The 17,043-nt window shown below is 66.4% G+C and carries 15 protein-coding genes; 7 read left to right on the forward strand and 8 right to left on the reverse strand.

Features of this window, described 5'->3' with window-relative positions; all coding sequences use genetic code 11:
• Positions 1-3 precede the first annotated feature (3 nt).
• Complete coding sequence (locus D9V29_RS00605; protein WP_147436196.1) at positions 4-603, reverse strand: hypothetical protein; 600 nt, start codon at positions 601-603, stop codon at positions 4-6.
• A 120-nt stretch (positions 604-723) separates the two neighbouring features.
• Here D9V29_RS00605 and D9V29_RS00610 point away from each other — a divergent pair, with 120 nt between their 5' ends.
• Positions 724-1,011: a helix-turn-helix domain-containing protein gene (locus D9V29_RS00610; RefSeq protein ID WP_121671383.1), complete on the forward strand. Its 288-nt coding sequence runs from the start codon at positions 724-726 to the stop codon at positions 1,009-1,011.
• Positions 1,012-1,039: 28 nt separating this feature from the next.
• Here D9V29_RS00610 and D9V29_RS00615 read toward each other — a convergent pair whose 3' ends face one another.
• The gene (locus D9V29_RS00615; RefSeq protein WP_121671384.1) at positions 1,040-1,654 is read right to left on the reverse strand and encodes a hypothetical protein; all 615 of its coding nucleotides are present in this window, start codon (positions 1,652-1,654) and stop codon (positions 1,040-1,042) included.
• A 276-nt stretch (positions 1,655-1,930) separates the two neighbouring features.
• On the opposite strand from D9V29_RS00615, the gene D9V29_RS00620 reads away from it, so the two are divergent.
• Positions 1,931-2,383: an Rv3235 family protein gene (locus D9V29_RS00620; protein ID WP_229790399.1), complete on the forward strand. Its 453-nt coding sequence runs from the start codon at positions 1,931-1,933 to the stop codon at positions 2,381-2,383.
• Positions 2,384-2,443: 60 nt separating this feature from the next.
• On the opposite strand, the gene secA is transcribed toward D9V29_RS00620, so the two are convergent.
• The 6 genes from secA to mtrA form a co-directional block, all read right to left on the reverse strand.
• Entirely contained in the window at positions 2,444-5,248 is a 2,805-nt protein-coding gene (gene secA / locus D9V29_RS00625) for a preprotein translocase subunit SecA (RefSeq protein WP_121671386.1), read from the reverse strand.
• A 204-nt stretch (positions 5,249-5,452) separates the two neighbouring features.
• The gene (hpf, locus tag D9V29_RS00630) at positions 5,453-6,115 is read right to left on the reverse strand and encodes a ribosome hibernation-promoting factor, HPF/YfiA family (protein WP_121671387.1); all 663 of its coding nucleotides are present in this window, start codon (positions 6,113-6,115) and stop codon (positions 5,453-5,455) included.
• 116 nt (positions 6,116-6,231) lie between these two features.
• Positions 6,232-6,900 (reverse strand): ComF family protein, encoded by a 669-nt coding sequence (locus D9V29_RS00635; protein WP_183084861.1) that lies wholly within the window; start codon positions 6,898-6,900, stop codon positions 6,232-6,234.
• A gap of 88 nt (positions 6,901-6,988) precedes the next feature.
• Positions 6,989-8,677 (reverse strand): LpqB family beta-propeller domain-containing protein, encoded by a 1,689-nt coding sequence (locus D9V29_RS00640; RefSeq protein ID WP_121671389.1) that lies wholly within the window; start codon positions 8,675-8,677, stop codon positions 6,989-6,991.
• The gene (gene mtrB, locus D9V29_RS00645) at positions 8,674-10,356 is read right to left on the reverse strand and encodes an MtrAB system histidine kinase MtrB (protein WP_121671390.1); all 1,683 of its coding nucleotides are present in this window, start codon (positions 10,354-10,356) and stop codon (positions 8,674-8,676) included. The genes D9V29_RS00640 and mtrB overlap by 4 nt, the downstream gene beginning before the upstream one ends.
• Before the next feature lie 7 nt (positions 10,357-10,363).
• The gene (gene mtrA, locus D9V29_RS00650; protein WP_121671391.1) at positions 10,364-11,050 is read right to left on the reverse strand and encodes an MtrAB system response regulator MtrA; all 687 of its coding nucleotides are present in this window, start codon (positions 11,048-11,050) and stop codon (positions 10,364-10,366) included.
• A 195-nt stretch (positions 11,051-11,245) separates the two neighbouring features.
• On the opposite strand from mtrA, the gene D9V29_RS00655 reads away from it, so the two are divergent.
• From D9V29_RS00655 to D9V29_RS00675, 5 genes are read left to right on the forward strand one after another with little or no spacing between them, the layout of a single operon-like run.
• Positions 11,246-12,640: a hypothetical protein gene (locus D9V29_RS00655; RefSeq protein ID WP_121671392.1), complete on the forward strand. Its 1,395-nt coding sequence runs from the start codon at positions 11,246-11,248 to the stop codon at positions 12,638-12,640.
• The gene (locus tag D9V29_RS00660; protein ID WP_121671393.1) at positions 12,631-13,299 is read left to right on the forward strand and encodes a DUF4129 domain-containing protein; all 669 of its coding nucleotides are present in this window, start codon (positions 12,631-12,633) and stop codon (positions 13,297-13,299) included. The genes D9V29_RS00655 and D9V29_RS00660 overlap by 10 nt, the downstream gene beginning before the upstream one ends.
• A complete protein-coding gene (locus D9V29_RS00665) occupies positions 13,296-14,510 on the forward strand; it encodes a DUF4350 domain-containing protein (RefSeq protein ID WP_121671394.1) in 1,215 nt (404 codons plus the stop codon). The genes D9V29_RS00660 and D9V29_RS00665 overlap by 4 nt, the downstream gene beginning before the upstream one ends.
• 40 nt (positions 14,511-14,550) lie before the next feature.
• Positions 14,551-15,684, forward strand: coding sequence for an AAA family ATPase (locus D9V29_RS00670; RefSeq protein ID WP_229790398.1), 1,134 nt, complete (start codon positions 14,551-14,553; stop codon positions 15,682-15,684).
• Positions 15,685-16,992, forward strand: coding sequence for a DUF58 domain-containing protein (locus D9V29_RS00675; protein WP_121671395.1), 1,308 nt, complete (start codon positions 15,685-15,687; stop codon positions 16,990-16,992).
• Positions 16,993-17,043 lie beyond the last annotated feature (51 nt).

A 17,043-nucleotide genomic window follows, 5' to 3' on the forward strand; every position in this document is an offset into this window, starting at 1 on the left:
GTTTCACCCGGCAGGAACGATCGAGATTGACGCTTCACCGGCGAGCGCGGCAAGGACCGAGGCCACGGATCCTGACGGGACGAGCACTTCGACGGTCGAGCCACCCGACCCGGCGACCAGCCCCTGTTCTTCGACGACCCGGACGACGCTCACCCCACCGACGACGACGACCGGCGGGGCGAATGACCCGTCGTCCTGCTGCTCAGCGGCCCAGACGTCGACGAGCGAACCCGGTTCTACCGAGCGGGAAAGGCGGGTCGCCGACTCGACGACGACGGCACTCACCTGCACCCTGGCATCGGTTTTGACCGACGCCAGCGGAATGAACTCACCCTCGAAAACCGTCCGCGTGATGACGAGGCCGCCGTCCGGTACGTGGGTGAGGTAGCGCTCCCCCGCTGCCTCAAGGCGGACGTGCGCCACCTCGAGATCATCCTCGGAGACGGTGTCGCCGACTGTCAGGGTTTCAGGCGCGACGAACACCGGGCTGGATCGGTCGGCAGCCTCGACCACGGTCCACACTCCCGCCACCGAAGCGAGGATGAGGCCCGTGCCGATGACGAGCCGTGGGTCGACACCGGCAAGTCGCGAACGTCGTGACATGAGACCTCCGAAGCACAACCGATGCGAGTGGGCGACATCCATCGTGTCAAGTTCTCCCGGTCAGCGAGAAAGTTATCCACAGTCATTTCGAGTGGGGACCCGGCGCGGAATAATCGATCCATGGACACGGTCTCTTCCGACTCCGTCGGGCGCTTCCTCACAGTGGCCGACACTGCCGACCTGCTCAACATCTCCACTGCCGAGGTGATCGAGCTCGTGCGTTCGGCGGAACTGCCCGCCATCCGGGTCGGCACGCCCGGGCGCTGGCGGATCGAGCGCTCGGTCCTCGAGGTGTACATCGAGAACAAATACGAAGAGACCCGACGGATGGGCCTGTGGCGGGAGGCCGACCTCGCAAGCCTTCCGGAGATCTCCAACGGAACGATCCGGCGGCCTGACGGCTCGTGAATCGAGACGCCTTTCCGCACGAACGCGGCTACACCGACGAAAGCACGATCATCGAAATCGTCCGGATGGGGACGAGTCGAACGTGGCTGACGTTCCGTTCGCGGCGTGGAGCACCGGCCTCGTGAACAGCCAGGTCGACATGATCGCCCGCGACCCGGTCCAGTGTTCCCCCGTGGATCGTCTCCCCCGTCGTTCCACAGTGCAATTGAACCCAGACCCGGCGCCGGCAGAGATCGCGGAGGACGAAACCGAGCCCGATCCTGTCGGTCAGCCGGGGGGCTTGTTCGTCCCGGTCGGGAACATCGAGACTTCTGGCCAGATCGTCCTTCGGCAGGATGACGCCGGCGATGGCGTCGAGCGGCACGATGCACGCACCGGATGCTCCGCCCTGCGGGTCGAGGTCGCCCGACATCCAGTCCCGTCCGAACGCCTGCGGCAGCACGGTGACCCTCGACCCGGTCACCAGATCGAGCACGACCCTCCCGCGCCGCCCACCCGGCGCCGAGAACGTCTGCAGCCGGTCACGGAGAGTCAGCCGTCCCAGGCGGAGCCGGTGTTCCTCGGCACGTCTGTCCAGTTCTTCGGCGTGCAACTCGTGTTCGAGCTGGCTTTCCAGGTCGTCAAAGAGGCTGTCCCAGCGCATGGATGGAGAGTAGCGATTCGACAGGCTCCAGCGCGAACGTTATCCACAGATCGAAATGTGGGGCTTTACAACCGCGGGCGGACGCTGGAAAAGTAGCTCGACATAACCCGCCCCGGATTCGCCGGGGCACTGCTGACGCAGGTCATGCATGGACCCGAAACAGGCATCCTGTCACCGAGTGGCGCCACCTGGCGCCGGACTCCAGGCCCTGCCCCTGGCCGCCGTGCCCACCCCGTCCTGGCTGTTTTCCGTTGCATGTCTTTCACGGAGCCACGAATGACTTCCCCGACTGCCGGGAAACCGGCATCCGCTGTACCGAGCGCCGGGCAGGCGCACACCCCGTTCGACCCCGAGCAGTTCTTCGGCAGGCAGAAGACCCCGACCGATGAGCTTCCACCGCCTGAGCCTCTTCTCGAAAACCTCACCCGATGCGTCATGGAGGTTCTCGCCGGCGCGCGGGAACTCGACCAACTCGCGCGCTGGATCTCCGAAGACGTCTATAAACATCTGCTCAAACGCCAGGTGGTGTCAGCGCGCGCCCGCCAGGTGAAAGGGCTGCAGGCGGTGCGGCCCGTGCTCACAATCGGGACGATCTCGGTATTCGAACCGTGCGACGGAGTGGTCGAAGCTGTCGTGATGGTTCACCAGCGCACGCGGTCACGCGCGGTCGCGATCCGGCTTGAGGGCATGGACCGTCGCTGGCGAGCCACCGCGATCGCCGTTCTCTGAACGACGATGCCCCGTCCCACGATGTGGGACGGGGCATGATGGTATCGTCGCGATCGACCGTTACTTCTTCTTGCCCTGGGCCCGACGATCGGCGCGGTTACCGTCCGCTGCCGATCCCTCGCTCTTCTGGCCGAAGGCGTCTCGAGCGGTGGATTGCGCGGGCGTCGCTCCCGTGGTCGGGACAACTGCGGTCTCGGTCGCGCGCTGGGCTCGAGCCGTCGCGGCCTTCTCGATCTGCCCCTTCTGGTTGCGAACCTCGACCTCGCCACCTTCATTCGCGGCGGAGTAGCTCAGCTTCTCGTCTTCGCCCTCCGGGCGGTCAAGTCCCTTGGCTTCGACGGACGTGACCTCCTCCGTCGCCCCCTTCTTGACCTCGACCTCGAGGTTGAACAGGTAACCGACGGACTCCTCGCGAATCTGTCCCATCATCTGCTGGAACATGCTGAAGCCTTCGCGCTGGTACTCGATGAGCGGGTCACGCTGAGCCATCGCACGCAGGCCGATGCCGTCCTTGAGGTAGTCCATCTCGTAGAGGTGGTCACGCCAGCGGCGGTCGATGACCTGCAGGACAACACGGCGTTCGAGCTCGCGCATGGCGGGAGAACCGAGCTGCTCCTCGCGGCGGGAGTACGCAAGGCGAGCGTCGGAGAGGATTTCGCGCCGCATGAAGTCGCGGTTGATCCTGCCCTTCTGGCCGGCCTCTGCGAGGACCTCGTCGATCGTGAGCGTGATCGGGTACAGCGTCTTGAGATCGACCCAGAGCGCGTCGAAGTCCCAGTCGTCTCCGTTGCCCTCGCTGATGTGCACGTCGAGGACCTCATCGATCACATCCTCGAGGAACTTCTGGGTGCGCTCGTGAAGATCGTCACCCTCGAGGATGTGACGGCGGTCGGTGTAGATCGCCTCACGCTGGCGGTTGAGGACGTCATCGTACTTGAGCACGTTCTTGCGGATCTCGGCGTTCCGTGACTCGACCTGGGACTGGGCGCTCTGGATGGCGCGGCTGACCCACTTCGATTCGATGGCCATGTCATCGGGTACGCCACCCTTGCCCATGAGCGCTTCAGCGGCACCCGAGTTGAACAGTCGCATGAGGTCGTCGGTGAGAGAGAGGTAGAACCGGCTCTCTCCCGGGTCGCCCTGACGGCCGGAACGACCCCGCAGCTGGTTGTCGATGCGGCGGGATTCGTGGCGCTCGGTACCGAGCACGTACAAACCGCCGGCGTCGATCACCTTCTCCGCTTCTTCGTTGACCTTGTCCTTGACGGCGGCGAACACGTCGTCCCAGGCCGTTTCGTACTCTTCGGGCGTGTCGACGGGGCTGAGGCCCTTCGCGTTCATCTCCTGCACGGCGAGGAACTCGGCGTTACCGCCGAGCATGATGTCGGTTCCTCGACCGGCCATGTTCGTCGCGACGGTGACCGACCCGAGCCTGCCGGCCTGGGCGACGATCGCTGCCTCACGCGCGTGGTTCTTGGCGTTCAGGACTTCGTGGCGGATGCCCTTCTTGGCGAGGAGCCGAGAGAGGTATTCGCTCTTCTCGACGCTCGTCGTTCCGACCAGAACGGGCTGACCCTTCTCGTGGCGTTCGGCGATGTCCTCGACGACCTGCGCGAACTTCACTTCCTCGTTCTTGTAGACGAGGTCCGAACCGTCGATCCGGCGCATCGGCTTATTGGTGCGGATGGGAACGACACCGAGTTTGTACGTCGACATGAATTCGGCGGCTTCGGTTTCTGCCGTACCGGTCATACCGGAGAGCTTCTCGTAGAGCCGGAAGTAGTTCTGCAGGGTGACAGTCGCAAGAGTCTGGTTCTCGGCCTTGACCTGGACGCCCTCCTTGGCCTCGATCGCCTGGTGGATGCCTTCGTTGTAACGACGGCCCATGAGGATACGGCCGGTGTGCTCGTCGACGATCATCACCTCGCCGTTCATGACGACGTAGTCCTTGTCCTTCTTGAACAGGGCGCGTGCCTTGATCGAGTTGTTGAGGAAGGAGATCAGCGGGGTGTTCGCGGACTCATAGAGGTTGTCGATGCCGAGGTAGTCTTCGACCTTTTCGATGCCGGGTTCGAGCACACCGACGGTGCGTTTCTTCTCGTCGACCTCGTAGTCTTCACCCTCGACGAGCACCGTTGCGAGGCGCGCGAACTCGGCGAACCACCGGTTCGCTTCGCCTGACGATGGACCGGAGATGATGAGCGGGGTCCTCGCCTCGTCGATGAGGATGGAGTCGACCTCGTCGACGATCGCGAAGAAGTGACCGCGCTGGACAAGATCGCTCGACTGCCAGGCCATGTTGTCGCGCAGGTAGTCGAAACCGAATTCGTTGTTGGTGCCGTACGTGATGTCGGCGTTGTACTGCTCGCGCCGCTCTGTGGGGGTCTGCCCGGAGAGGATCACGCCCGTCGTCATGCCGAGGGCTCGGAAGACGCGGCCCATCAGTTCGGACTGGTAGGTGGCGAGGAAGTCGTTCACCGTGATGACGTGGACGCCTTTGCCTGCGATCGCGTTGAGGTAAGCGGGAAGGGTCGCGACGAGCGTCTTCCCTTCACCGGTCTTCATCTCGGCGATGTTGCCGAGGTGAAGTGCGGCGCCGCCCATGATCTGAACGTCGAAGTGACGCAATCCCAGGGTTCGCTTCGATGCCTCGCGCACTGCCGCGAACGCTTCGGGGAGCAGATCGTCGAGGGTCTCACCGTTGCCGAAACGTTCACGCAACTCGGCGGTCTCGTTCCGCAATTCCTCGTCAGTGAGGTCGGAGAAGTCCGGCTCGAGCGAGTTGACTGCCGTCGCGATGTTCTCGAGTTTCCGGATCAGACGGCCTTCGCCCAGGCGAAGAACCTTCTCTAGTACTGAGGCCACGTATTGAACTCCACTTTGCTCTCGGGCACGTTTGTCCGACGTGCGGCCGCGCCGTGTGCGCGGGCGGTCACCGGACTCTCGAACGGATAACCGTTTCCATGTTAGTCGCGCTCGGGGTGGGAGCATCCTGAATCAGCGGGTATCCCCCCGAACATGGTTCACGCGGGTACCCGATCGGGCACCCGCGTGAACGGTCGACCTTTCTCAGGCTCGCTTCTTCTCATCCTTCGCGTCATCGTCGAGGCCGATGACGCCGTAGTCCCAGCCCTTCCGGCGGTACACGACGCTCGGCCGGTCGGTCTTCGCGTCGACGAAGAGGAAGAACGGGTGACCAACGAGCTCCATCCGGTCGACGGCTTCGTCGACCGTCATGAACTCGGCGGGGAACACCTTCTCGCGGATGACGACGGGGCTGTACTCGGCTTCATCGTCGCTCTCGGCCTCAAGCGTCGCGACCGATCCGGTGGCGACACGATCGATCGTGTCCAGGTCGGCCGGTTCGACGTCGATTCCGCTGAACCCGGCAGAGCTCGCTGCATGCAGCGACGTGCGGCGTTTGCCGCGCAGGACTTTCTTCCTGTCCTTCGCCCGGCGCACCTGCTCCAGCAACTTGGCGATTGCCAGATCGAAGGCCACGTATTTGTCTGACCCTGCTGCCTCGGCACGCACGAGCGGTCCGGGTCCGATGAGCATGAGCTCGACCCGGTCGTCCCCCGGTTTCCCGCTCTTGTCGTGGTGACGGCTGACCTTGACCTCGAATGCGAGGGCCCGGTCCGACAGGTGGGCTATCTTTTCCGACTTTTCTTCCACGTAATCGCGAAAGCGGTCCGTGAGTCCCAGGCCTTGTCCGACAATGTTTGTTTCCACGTCAACCTCCCAGATCAGGCGTGCCGCCGCAATATCCAGGGCGGTCCTTTCACGCCTTTAGCCCCCACCGTAGTCCCGCCCGGGGCAGAAGTCACTGAGCAATGCGTGAGGCCGGCTCACCCTTCGCGTCTTCGCCGCGGAGTTCCGGCGATCACAGCGGCGCCAACAATTTTTGCGCCGGCGGCGGTCAGCGCCCTGTGCGCTTCGAGCAGCGTCGCCCCTGTCGTGACGACGTCGTCGACGAGCAGAAAGGCCCTGCCGTCGAGCCGCGGGCGCGCGCGGAGGGAACCGTTCAGGTTGGCCCGACGTTGCGCGATGCCCAGGCCGATCTGGTCAACGGGTTGTCGTTGCCACACGAGCGGATGCTCCCTGCCGAGGCCGGTTTTCGCCAGGACCACGTCGACAGGACGATAGCCCCGCCTGCGATACGCCGCCCGGGAGGACGGCAGGGTGGCCAGGGTGATTCTCTGCGGGAAAATACCTGACGAGGCCGCTATGGCGTGCTCGATCGCGGGCAGGAGGACACGGGCAAGGGCGCGGGAGACGTCGGTCCGTTGTTCGTTCTTGAGGGCGAGCACGACGCGTCGCGCAGCGCCCGAGTACTCGGTTCCCGCCCACACCGGAAACCCGGGGGTGAGCTCCGACCGCAGCGGGGGCGCGCGCATGCTGACGGCGCACGCGGCGCAGACCGCGGCGTCGGGTGCCCCGCAGCCGGCGCACGCCACCGGGATGAGCACGGAGAGCGCATCCGCTGCGGTGGCGGTGAGCAGACGCACGAAATCCATGCAGCCAGCTTCTGCCCCGAGAGCGTGTGCACGCCCGGCTTCGCGGGGTATGTGGAGAGGGCCCTGCCGCCAGGGGATGGTGGAGGGGTCAGCCGGGGGTTCCCAATTGCGTGGCGATGAGAACGACGCCCGATCCGATGACCTGCCAGGCCGATGTCCGGAGAACAGTGAGATTGCCGCCATCCACGATCGCGCGCAGCTGTCGCAACCCGGTGCCGCCGACGAGAGACACCGCGCCATCGGGGCCCTGCAGGATTTCCGATTGGCCACCGATCACCTGGTGCACCACGTCGGTCGATCCATCGGCTCCCGTGGTGAGCGTGGCGATCGTGACGTCATCGACCCAGGTCGTCGTTATGGCTGACCCGGTGCCAACGGCGAGCGCTTGTGGGTCCCCGAGGCTGACGGGAACATAGTCCTGGTCGCGCTGGATCCCGGCAGCAAGCAGGCGGGACTCATCGCCGACCTTGACGAGGGCGAGCACGCGCGTCCCGTCGCGGGACACGGCGAGGGACAGGATCGAGGACGCTTCCGGCCAGCTGGTGACGACGGGCGATTGCGAACCGTCCCCGCGGGACACCATGAGCGTCGCCGGCGCCGTTGCCGGCACCGTCCAGATGTGCCCGAACCCGTCAAGCGCCGGTGCGATCAGTCCCGGACGGGAATCGACCCGCAGCGGCTCGTCGCTCGAGCTGCGGACGGCGAAGACCCCGGCGGTCGTGCGGGCCGCGGCGAGGTCATGGGATGGACTGACGATGACGGCTGTCGGCTGCAGGGCTTCGACCTGATCGGAGATTCCGGGCAGCGGTTCGATCGAGTCTCCACCGGACAGGAACCCGAATCCGTCGGCGGTCAGCACGAGCGCGCGGGGATCCACCCGCGGCGACGGGAGCGTGAGATCGGGGATCGTCTCGGTGCTGTTGTTCACCGTGATGCTTACCGAGTTGATCGCGGACACTCCGGTGAGGCTCGCGTCGAGCTGAGCCTTCATCCGCTGGAGGGTGTCTTCGTTCGCCTGGAAGGCTTCCCCGCTGAGATCGACCTGCGCCACATCGCCGACGACGGGGACGGAATTCTTCGTCAGCGCCGTACCCTCGGGGAATGCGGTCCGCACCGCCCCGTCGAGGAGCGGTCCCGGGCCGTCCAGAAGCGCCTTCACGATGCGCGTGCCCGTCGACGTCCTAGAGGGGAACCACCGCAGATCAGGCACGAGGTACGTCCAGGACGGATCGAAGAAGGTGACGGGATACGAGCTGAACACGTCGTTGAAACGCTGGGAGTCGAGAATCACACGGTCGGGCGCGACGCTGATCCTCCACTCGTCCTTCACCTTCGTGAACACGTAGCCTTGCGTGAGCGAGGTCTGCGCAGCGAACTCGGTGTACTCCCCTTGCGCGTTCACCTCGGCCACCGGACGGACCGTCAGCTCCATCGAACGCTCATCCATGGCGCGATAGCTCCTCACCCCCGGTTCGTCGACGATGACGTTGAAGTCCGGGTCCCACGACGAACGGATGTCTGGCGCGAGATATTCGCGCGCCGTCGCGTAGTCCTCGCGAGGGCTCGACGCCGCGTCGATGAACCCGCGCAGGATCTCCTCCTGACTGGCACCGGCCTCGGGGCTGTTTGCGATGAACTGCACCTCGGGGTCGCCTGCGCCCTCGACCGGCTGGCCGATGCGCGGTGCCCCGGACTGCGGAATTCCGGAGCATCCAGAAAGGATCACTGCAGCGAGTACGGCGACCGTGACCGGCAGCCTGCGTGAACTCCAGGTCATACTCCGACTCCCTTCTCGTGCTGGGTGGTATCCCTGGCGTTCTCCTCGTGCGCCGTTGCATCCGCATCGTGTCCGAGATCCGTGGACGCGTCCTCCGGCGGCAGAGGAAGCGGCGACTTGGTCACGACACCGCCGAGGGCCCGAGGCAGGGTGAGGCGGAAACACGTCCCTTCGCCGACGACGGACCACAACTCGAGGGACCCGCCATGCAACTGCGCATCCTCGAGTGCGATGGCGAGGCCGAGCCCGGTGCCTCCGATCGTCCGCTTGCGGGACGGGTCTGCGCGCCAGAACCGGTCGAACACCCGCTGGGCGTCCGCCTCGGTCATCCCGTGCCCGTAATCACGCACGGTGAGGGCGACCGCTTGTTCGTTGCTGTCCACGGTGACGACGATCGGACGGCCTTCGCCGTGCTCGATGGCGTTGCCGAGCAGATTCCGGACGACGCGGCGGATGCGACGCGGGTCCATTTCGACGTTGGAGTATCCGCCGGGGGCGACGAGGCGGACGTCCGAGCCCTTCTGCTCGGCGAGCGACGCCATTCCTTCGATCGAGTCCTCGGCGAGATGGACGAGGCTGTGCGGTTCGATTTCGAGTTCGACCGAACCGGCGTCGTAGCGGCTGATCTCAAGCAGGTCAGCGAGGAGGAGTTCGAAGCGTTGCGTCTGCGTGTGCAGAAGTTCCGCTGTTCGGGCCGTGGCCGGGGGGAAGTCAACGCGCTGATCGTAGAGGACGTCGCCGGCGAGACGGATGGTGGTGAGCGGCGTGCGCAGTTCATGGGACACGTCGGAGACAAATCGCTGCTGGACCTGCGAGAGCTCCGCCAGCTCGCGGATCTGGGACTGCAGGCTGTCAGCCATCCCGTTGAAGGAGCGTGCGAGGGTCGCGAGTTCGTCCTCACCCTTCACCGGGATCCGCACCTCGAGGTCGCCCTGCGCGAGCCGCTCACTCGTCTCGGCAGCGACGCGGACCGGGTTGGCCACCAGCCGCACGATCACCCACGACACAGCCCCGACGAGCAGGAGAAGCGTGAGCCCGCCGATGAGGAGCGTCCTCTGGACGAAAAGCAGGGTCTGCTCGGTGTCGCTGAGATCGAACCCGATATAGATCTCCCACCTGCTGCCCTCTGGCAGCGTGATCTGCGAGCCGACCACGATGCCGGGGACCGAACTGCCATCTGCCGCCGGCAGAGACACGGACTGCCACCACTGTTCCTCGGGGTTGTTCTGGACGAGTTTGCGCAGTTCATCAGAGACGACACCGTTGAGACGCACGTTCTCGAAGTCCTGCGGCCCCGTTGCGGTCGGTTCCTGCCCCGGCGCCCGGTAGCCCGCGATCATCGAACTCGAGGATGTCCGCGCGATCTCCTCGCGAGCCGCACCCATCAGCTCCTGTGTCCCCGTCCGCCCGGCGCCGCTCGACGAATCCAGGATGTTCTGGGCCGATTCGATCGCTCGGGCCGAGTCCTGCTGTACTTGCGTCACTCGCGACTGGAACAGGTCGTTCCCGATGGTGATCGCCATGTAGAAGCTTGAAATCAGCAGCGCGAAGAGCGACAGGGCAAGCGTGACGACGATCGTGCGGAATTGCAGGGACCGTCGCCAGGAGCGCGCGGCCCTCGCCGGCCACGTCCTCCAGTTTTCGAGCCGGATGCCCGAGACGCCCTGGCCGAGTCCCATCGCGTCCTCAGACGGTTGCGCCGGCGCCGGCGCGATAGCCGACGCCGCGCACCGTCATGACGATGCGCGGGTTGTCCGGGTCGTCCTCGACCTTGGCGCGCAAGCGCTGGACGTGCACGTTGACCAGACGGGTATCGGCCTTGTAGTGATAGCCCCACACCTGCTCCAGCAGCATTTCGCGCGTGAACACCTGCTGCGGCTTGGACGCCAGCGTGAGGAGGAGGTCGAACTCGAGGGGGGTGAGGTTGATCCGCTGTTCCCCGCGCTTGACCTCGTGTCCGGCCACATCGAGGACGAGATCCCCGATCTGCAGCGAATCCTGGGAGTCGGGCGTCGCCGGGCGCAGCCGGGTGCGGATCCTCGCGACGAGCTCCTTCGGGTTGAAAGGCTTGACCATGTAGTCGTCAGCGCCGGACTCGAGGCCTTTGACGACGTCGGACGTGTCGGTCTTCGCGGTCAGCATGATGATCGGTACTCCCGACTCACTCCGGATACGCGTGCACACCTCGATGCCGTCGATCCCTGGCAGCATCAGGTCGAGCAGCACCAGGTCGGGACGGGACTCATGGAAAGCGTCGAGAGCTCCTGACCCATCGGCACAGAACGAGGGCTCGAAACCCTCGGTGAGCAGCACAATCCCGATCATCTCGGCCAGCGCGGTGTCATCGTCGACCACCAGGATCCGTGCGTTCATACGCCTCGTTCTCGATTCGTGTGCGGGCAGCGTCTCGCTGACCTGCAATACCTGGCTCAAGGTTAGCCGCAACCCGGTGGCAGTTGGCCGAGAACCGCGGCTCACGGCGGATGCCGATGCCTTCGTGGTGTCGGCAGGGCAGGTATGGCACGATGAGGGAGCGCGAAAAAGTCGAACTTCTCGAAGGGGCCGTGAGTGACGAACGACGACAACTGGCAGGCACCGGGCGGCTCGACGCCGAGCGCATCCGCGGCGGGACACAACCCACCTCCCAGTGCCGCCGCCCCTCAGTCCCAGACCCCGCAATGGCAGTCGGACCAGCCTTTCCCTCCGCCGTTCCCCCAACAGCCTGCGCCGCAGCAGCCCTACGGCCAGCAGTACCCGCCTCAGCCATACGGCCAGCAGTATCCGCCTCAGCCCCCGTACGCTCCTGCCCCGCCGCAGCAGGGCCAGATGCCCCCAGGCCAGTTCCCCGGCTACGGTCAGCAGCACGGCGGCCCATTCCCTCCAGACGCGCCAGGCGCATGGACCCCTCCCCCCAAACCGGGGCTCATTCCGCTTCGCCCGCTGGGCTTCGGCACTCTCCTCGGCGCCCCATTCCTCACCCTGAAACGGAACCCCAAGGCGACGTTCGGGAGTGCACTCCTCGTCCAGGCGATCACCGTCGTGGTGAGCCTGGTCGTGCTCGGCATCATCACCTTTTTCGTCATCGGCCGGATCACGAGCGCAGCGCCGGAGGACCAGGAGGCCGTGGCCGCCGGTGGACTCGTCGCCATTCTGATCGGCTCGATCGTGCCCTTCCTCGTGGGGATCGGCGCGACGGTCTTCCTCCAGGGTGTCATCGTGACGGAGGCGGCACGGTCCACTCTCGGCGAGAAGCTCACCCTCCGCGAGACCTGGAAAGCGACATGGCCGAGACTCGGCCGTCTGCTGCTCTGGACTCTTCTCGCCGGCGGTGCCGTGACCGTAGCCGTAGCCATTGTCGTCGGTATCGTCTGGATGCTCGTGGCGCTCGGCGGCGGTTTCATCGCCGCTGGGGTGATCCTCGCCATCCTCGCCGGCCTCGCGATTCTCGCGCTTGCGATCTGGCTCGGTGTCAAGTTCTCGCTCGTACCGAGCATTCTCGTGCTCGAGCGGACCGGTGTGATCGAAGCGGCCCGCCGGTCGTGGCGACTCACAGACGGCTACTTCTGGCGCACCCTCGGAGTGCAGTACCTGATCGCGTTCATCGTCGGAACGGTGTCCCAGGTGGTCGTCACCCCGATCTCACTGCTCTACACGGTCGCCCTCGGGCTGATCGACCCGACTGCGTCCACCGCTGAGGACTGGATCGCGCCCGCCTTGCTCTATGTCGCCCTCATCATCGTGACCCTGCTCGTGGCATCCGTCACCAGCGTCGTCCAGTCGGCGACCATCGCGTTCATCTACATCGACCTCCGCATGCGCAAGGAGGGGCTCGACCTCGAGCTCATCCGGTTCGTCGAGGCGAGGCAGTCAGGCGACGCTTCAGCGCCAGACCCGTACCTCGTCCAGGCATCGGGCCGGCCTGCACCGGGTATGGCCGCTCCGGCGGGATCTCCGTGGGCCTAGCGAGCAACGCCGGCTTCGATGTCCCGGTCGTGCCAGACGCGCCCGACGCACGGGACTGGCTTCTCGAGGAACTGTCGAAGCCGGAGTACGCCGCTGCACGCCCCAGCCTGTTCGACATCCTCAGCCAGCGGTTCTTCGACTGGCTTCTCCGGCTCTTCCAGCCGGGCGAATCGGTCCCGCTCGACTGGCTGCCCGTCGCAATCGTCGGCCTCGTCGTCGCCGGCCTGATCGTAGCGCTGCTCATCTGGGGTGTTCCGCGAGTCAACCGGCGAAGCGGCGCTGCTACCGGGCTGTTCGGTGACGAAGATCGCCGCACCGCGGCGGAACTCCGACGGGACGCTGCAGCCGCCGCATCGGCGGGCAACTGGACGCTCGCCGTTCTCGAGCAATTCCGTGCCCTCGCGAGAGGTTTGTCCGAACGCACCATCGTTCTCGTCAGCCCCGGTACGACCGCACATGATTTCTCGCTCCGTGCGTCCGGCGCGTTCCCCCCGGCATCCGATGACCTTGCGAACGCCGCAACGATCTTCGACGGGGTTCGCTACCTCGGGCAACAGGGCACAGCGGACGACTATGAACGCGTGCGACGGCTCGATGCCAGGCTGCAGGGAGAATCCCCTCGACGGCATGAAGCGGTGGACGCCGAGGTGCCGGCATGACCACCACGACCGCAGCCCCCTCCGATGCCACCGTCCTGACGCCACGGGCACGAACCGTCGCCAGGCGCGGACTGTTCTGGGCCGGAGTCGGGCTTGTCTGCATCCTCGTCGTCACCGCGACGCTCCTCCTCACCAGGGGCGGAGCGGCGAGCGACCTGCTGCTCGACCCGTCGAGCGCTGCGCCCACCGGCGCGAAGGCCGTCGCCCAGGTTCTCCGCGAACAGGGTGTCGACGTTATCCTGCCCGAGGGGTACGACGAGGCCATCGCCGAGTCCGGCGAACCCGGCACGACCCTCGCGATCTACGATCCGTCCGGCTACCTGTCGGCAGGACGCCTCACCGCTCTCACGGAACAGGCAGAGGACGCCGTGCTCCTGAGCCCCGGGTTCCGTCAGCTCCAGGCCGTCGCCCCCGGAGTCAACGCAGCGGGAACGGCGGATCCGGACGAGATCCTCGACGCCGGGTGCGACCTCGCCGTGGCCGACCGCGCCGGCTCGATCAGCGCCGGTCCGCTTCTCGACATCCCCGGGAACCCGGATGCCGTTGGTTGCTTCCCCGCGAAGACTGGAGGGTTCGGGCTTGTCACCATTCCCGACGGCGGAGACACCCTTTCGTTGCTCGGCCCCGCTGACCTCCTGTCCAACGACGCCGTCATCCTCCACGGCAACGCCGCACTCGCCCTGGGACTGCTCGGAGGGACCGATCGGCTCGTCTGGTTCCTGCCCTCCGTCGCTGATGTTGAAGCAACCGGCCCCCCGACCCTTCAGGAGCTCACCCCGACCTGGCTCGTGCCGGTGACGTCGCTCCTCGCCATCACCGTGCTCGTCGCCATGTTCTGGCGCGGCCGCCGTTTCGGCCCTCTCGTCGCCGAAGATCTCCCTGTCACCGTTCCATCGGGCGAGACGATGGAAGGCCGATCCCGGCTGTACCAGCGGACCGCCGCGAGGACGCGTGCCATCGACGCGTTGAGGATCGGGACCGTCGGGCGGCTTGGCAATGCCCTCGGACTCTCCCGGCACGCGAGCGTTCCCGAAGTGTCGGATGCCGTCGCCTCGGTGCTCGGACGGAATCCGAACGAGATCCGGAGCATCCTTCTCGACACCCTCCCCACGTCGGAGCGCGACGTCGTCGCCCTCTCCGACGCGCTCCTGGACCTGGAGACAGCGGTCATCGCTGCCGTCGACCCCCGGCCGCCGACCACCGCACGCTGACACTGCCCGAACCCGTACGACCGAACCGGAAGAATGCGACATGACCACACCGACACCGCACGGCCAGCCGTATCCGCACCGCCAAGGCCAGCCCATCCCGCAGGGATACCCCGACGACACCGGCGCACCGAGGAGCTACCCGCAGCAGCCGCAGCACGCGGTCCGTCGATCGAGTGACGGCACGGAGCCGCCTCGTGCGCCGGCCGAGGCCGAGTCGCCGCGGAACGCCGAACTCCGGGCACAGCTTGCCCAGGTGCGCAGGGAGGTCGGCAAGGCGGTAGTCGGGCAGGAAGCAGCCGTGAGCGGCCTGATCGTCGCCCTCCTCGCGAAAGGCCATGTGCTCCTCGAGGGTGTGCCAGGGGTCGCCAAGACCCTCCTCGTCCGTACCCTCAGCCAGGCGCTCGACCTCGACACGAAGCGGGTGCAATTCACTCCTGACCTGATGCCGGGTGATGTCACCGGTTCGCTCGTGTACGACGCGAAGACCGGCGAGTTCGAATTCCGCCGCGGACCCGTGTTCACCAACATCCTCCTCGCCGACGAGATCAACCGGACTCCCCCGAAGACGCAGTCATCGCTTCTCGAGGCAATGGAAGAACGCCAGGTGTCCACCGACGGCGTCACCCAGCCCCTCGCCGAGCCCTTCGTCGTCGCTGCGACGATGAACCCGATCGAATACGAGGGCACATACACGCTGCCAGAGGCCCAACTCGACAGGTTCCTGCTCAAGCTCGTCCTCGACGTTCCCGAGCGCGATATCGAGGTCGAGGTCCTGCGGAGGCACTCCGCGGGTTTCAACCCGCGTGACCTCACCGGCGCCGGTGTCACGGCGGTGCTCGGCGCCGCCGACCTCGCCGAAGCGCAGGTCGCGGCGGCAGCGACAGGGGTCAGCCCGGACGTGCTCAGCTACATCGTGGACCTTGCGCGCGCCACACGACGCAGCCCGTCCGTGCGCATGGGTGTCAGTCCGCGCGGAACGACGGCGTTGCTCTCAGCGGCGAAGGCGTGGGCCTGGCTCAGCGGCTACTCCTGGGTCACCCCCGACCACGTTCAGGCGATGGTGCTTCCCGTCTGGAGACACCGGTTGCAGTTGCGCCCGGAAGCGGAACTGGAGGGTGTCGCCTCCGACGCGATCCTGCGCTCGATCATGCAGCAGGTACAGGTCCCGATCTAAATGACCGTTTCCGGGAGGTTCGTCGCGCTCGTCGCCCTTGGCGTCGTTCCGGTGATCGCGCTGGGCCTGGTGACGGGCGAGCCGGGCGCCGTGCTCGGCGCCTGGCTGCTGTTCGTTCTCGCGCTCGGCATCCTCGACCTTTCGCTCGCGGCGTCTCCCCGTCTCGTCACCACGTCACGGTCGCTTCCACCGCGCACACGGCTCGGCGAGACCGTCCTGAGCGAGCTCTACCTCACCAACCGTGGCAGGCGCACCCTGCGCGGAATCGTCCGTGATGCCTGGCAGCCGTCGGCAGGCGCTGCCGTCACCCGGGCGCGCGTGAGCATTCCGTCGGGTGAACGACGGCTCGTGTCCGTGCCGCTCACACCGTTCCGTCGCGGCGAGCGCACCGTCGAACTCGTCACCGTGCGCTCGTTCGGGCCGCTCGGGTTGTGGGCGCGGCAGGCGACGCTCAAGAGTCCCGGCCGAATCCGGGTGCTTCCGCCGTTCCACGCTCGAAAGCACCTGCCATCGAGGCTCGCGCGGCTCCGCGAACTCGACGGTGCGACGAGTGTCATGGTCCGCGGCCAGGGCACGGAGTTCGACTCCCTGAGGGAGTACGTCCGCGGCGATGACGTCCGATCGATCGACTGGCGGGCAACGGCCAGGAGACGCGACGTCGTTGTGCGGACGTGGCGTCCCGAACGCGATCGGAGGGTGGTACTCGTCCTCGACACCGGTCGCACGTCTGCCGCCCGGATCGCGGACGAACCGCGCATCGATACCGCGTTCGAGGCATCCCTCCTTCTTGCCGCGCTCGCAACGCGCGCGGGTGACCGGGTCGACCTGCTCGCCTACGACCGGCGGATGCGGGCACGCGTCCAGGGAGCGACAGGCGCGGACCTGATGGCGAAGATGGTGGACGCTCTCGCCCCGGTCGAACCGGAACTGCTCGAAATGGACTGGGCGGCTGTTCCCGCGCTCGTCCGAGGAGTGACGAGCCAGCGTTCCCTCATCGTTCTGCTCACGTCGATCGACGCGCCCGGCGCCTCCACCGCCCTGCTGTCGGTGCTCCCCCAGCTGACCAAACGGCACGTCGTCGTCGTGGCATCCGTCACCGACCCCGCCGCGCTCGAGGCGAGCCGTCAGCGCGGAAACCGGGACGAGGTGTATCTGGCCGCCGCCGCGGAGCGCGCGCTGCTCGACATCTCGAGGGTCTCTGATGCCATCCGGCAGATGGGGGCCGAGGTCGTGACGGCGTCACCGTCCGAGCTTCCACCCGCCCTCGCCGACCGCTACCTCGCGCTCAAGGCGGCCGGGCGCCTCTGACCCGCGTCTTCACGCGTTCCGGTCGGAATCACCCGGCGTACCGGGTGGTTC

The organism is Mycetocola manganoxydans (genome assembly GCF_003667545.1).
GTDB lineage: Bacteria > Actinomycetota > Actinomycetes > Actinomycetales > Microbacteriaceae > Mycetocola_A > Mycetocola_A manganoxydans.

Excerpts from the sequence above, each read along its gene's own strand:
- D9V29_RS00670 (WP_229790398.1), top strand. The coding sequence starts at position 14,551 with ATGACCACACCGACACCGCACGGCCAGCCGTATCCGCACCGCCAAGGC.
- mtrB (WP_121671390.1), bottom strand. The coding sequence starts at position 10,356 with ATGGGACTCGGCCAGGGCGTCTCGGGCATCCGGCTCGAAAACTGGAGG.
- mtrA (WP_121671391.1), bottom strand. The coding sequence starts at position 11,050 with ATGAACGCACGGATCCTGGTGGTCGACGATGACACCGCGCTGGCCGAG.
- D9V29_RS00635 (WP_183084861.1), bottom strand. The coding sequence starts at position 6,900 with ATGGATTTCGTGCGTCTGCTCACCGCCACCGCAGCGGATGCGCTCTCC.
- D9V29_RS00665 (WP_121671394.1), top strand. The coding sequence starts at position 13,296 with ATGACCACCACGACCGCAGCCCCCTCCGATGCCACCGTCCTGACGCCA.
- D9V29_RS00610 (WP_121671383.1), top strand. The coding sequence starts at position 724 with ATGGACACGGTCTCTTCCGACTCCGTCGGGCGCTTCCTCACAGTGGCC.
- D9V29_RS00640 (WP_121671389.1), bottom strand. The coding sequence starts at position 8,677 with ATGACCTGGAGTTCACGCAGGCTGCCGGTCACGGTCGCCGTACTCGCT.
- D9V29_RS00615 (WP_121671384.1), bottom strand. The coding sequence starts at position 1,654 with ATGCGCTGGGACAGCCTCTTTGACGACCTGGAAAGCCAGCTCGAACAC.
- D9V29_RS00605 (WP_147436196.1), bottom strand. The coding sequence starts at position 603 with ATGTCACGACGTTCGCGACTTGCCGGTGTCGACCCACGGCTCGTCATC.
- D9V29_RS00675 (WP_121671395.1), top strand. The coding sequence starts at position 15,685 with ATGACCGTTTCCGGGAGGTTCGTCGCGCTCGTCGCCCTTGGCGTCGTT.
- D9V29_RS00620 (WP_229790399.1), top strand. The coding sequence starts at position 1,931 with ATGACTTCCCCGACTGCCGGGAAACCGGCATCCGCTGTACCGAGCGCC.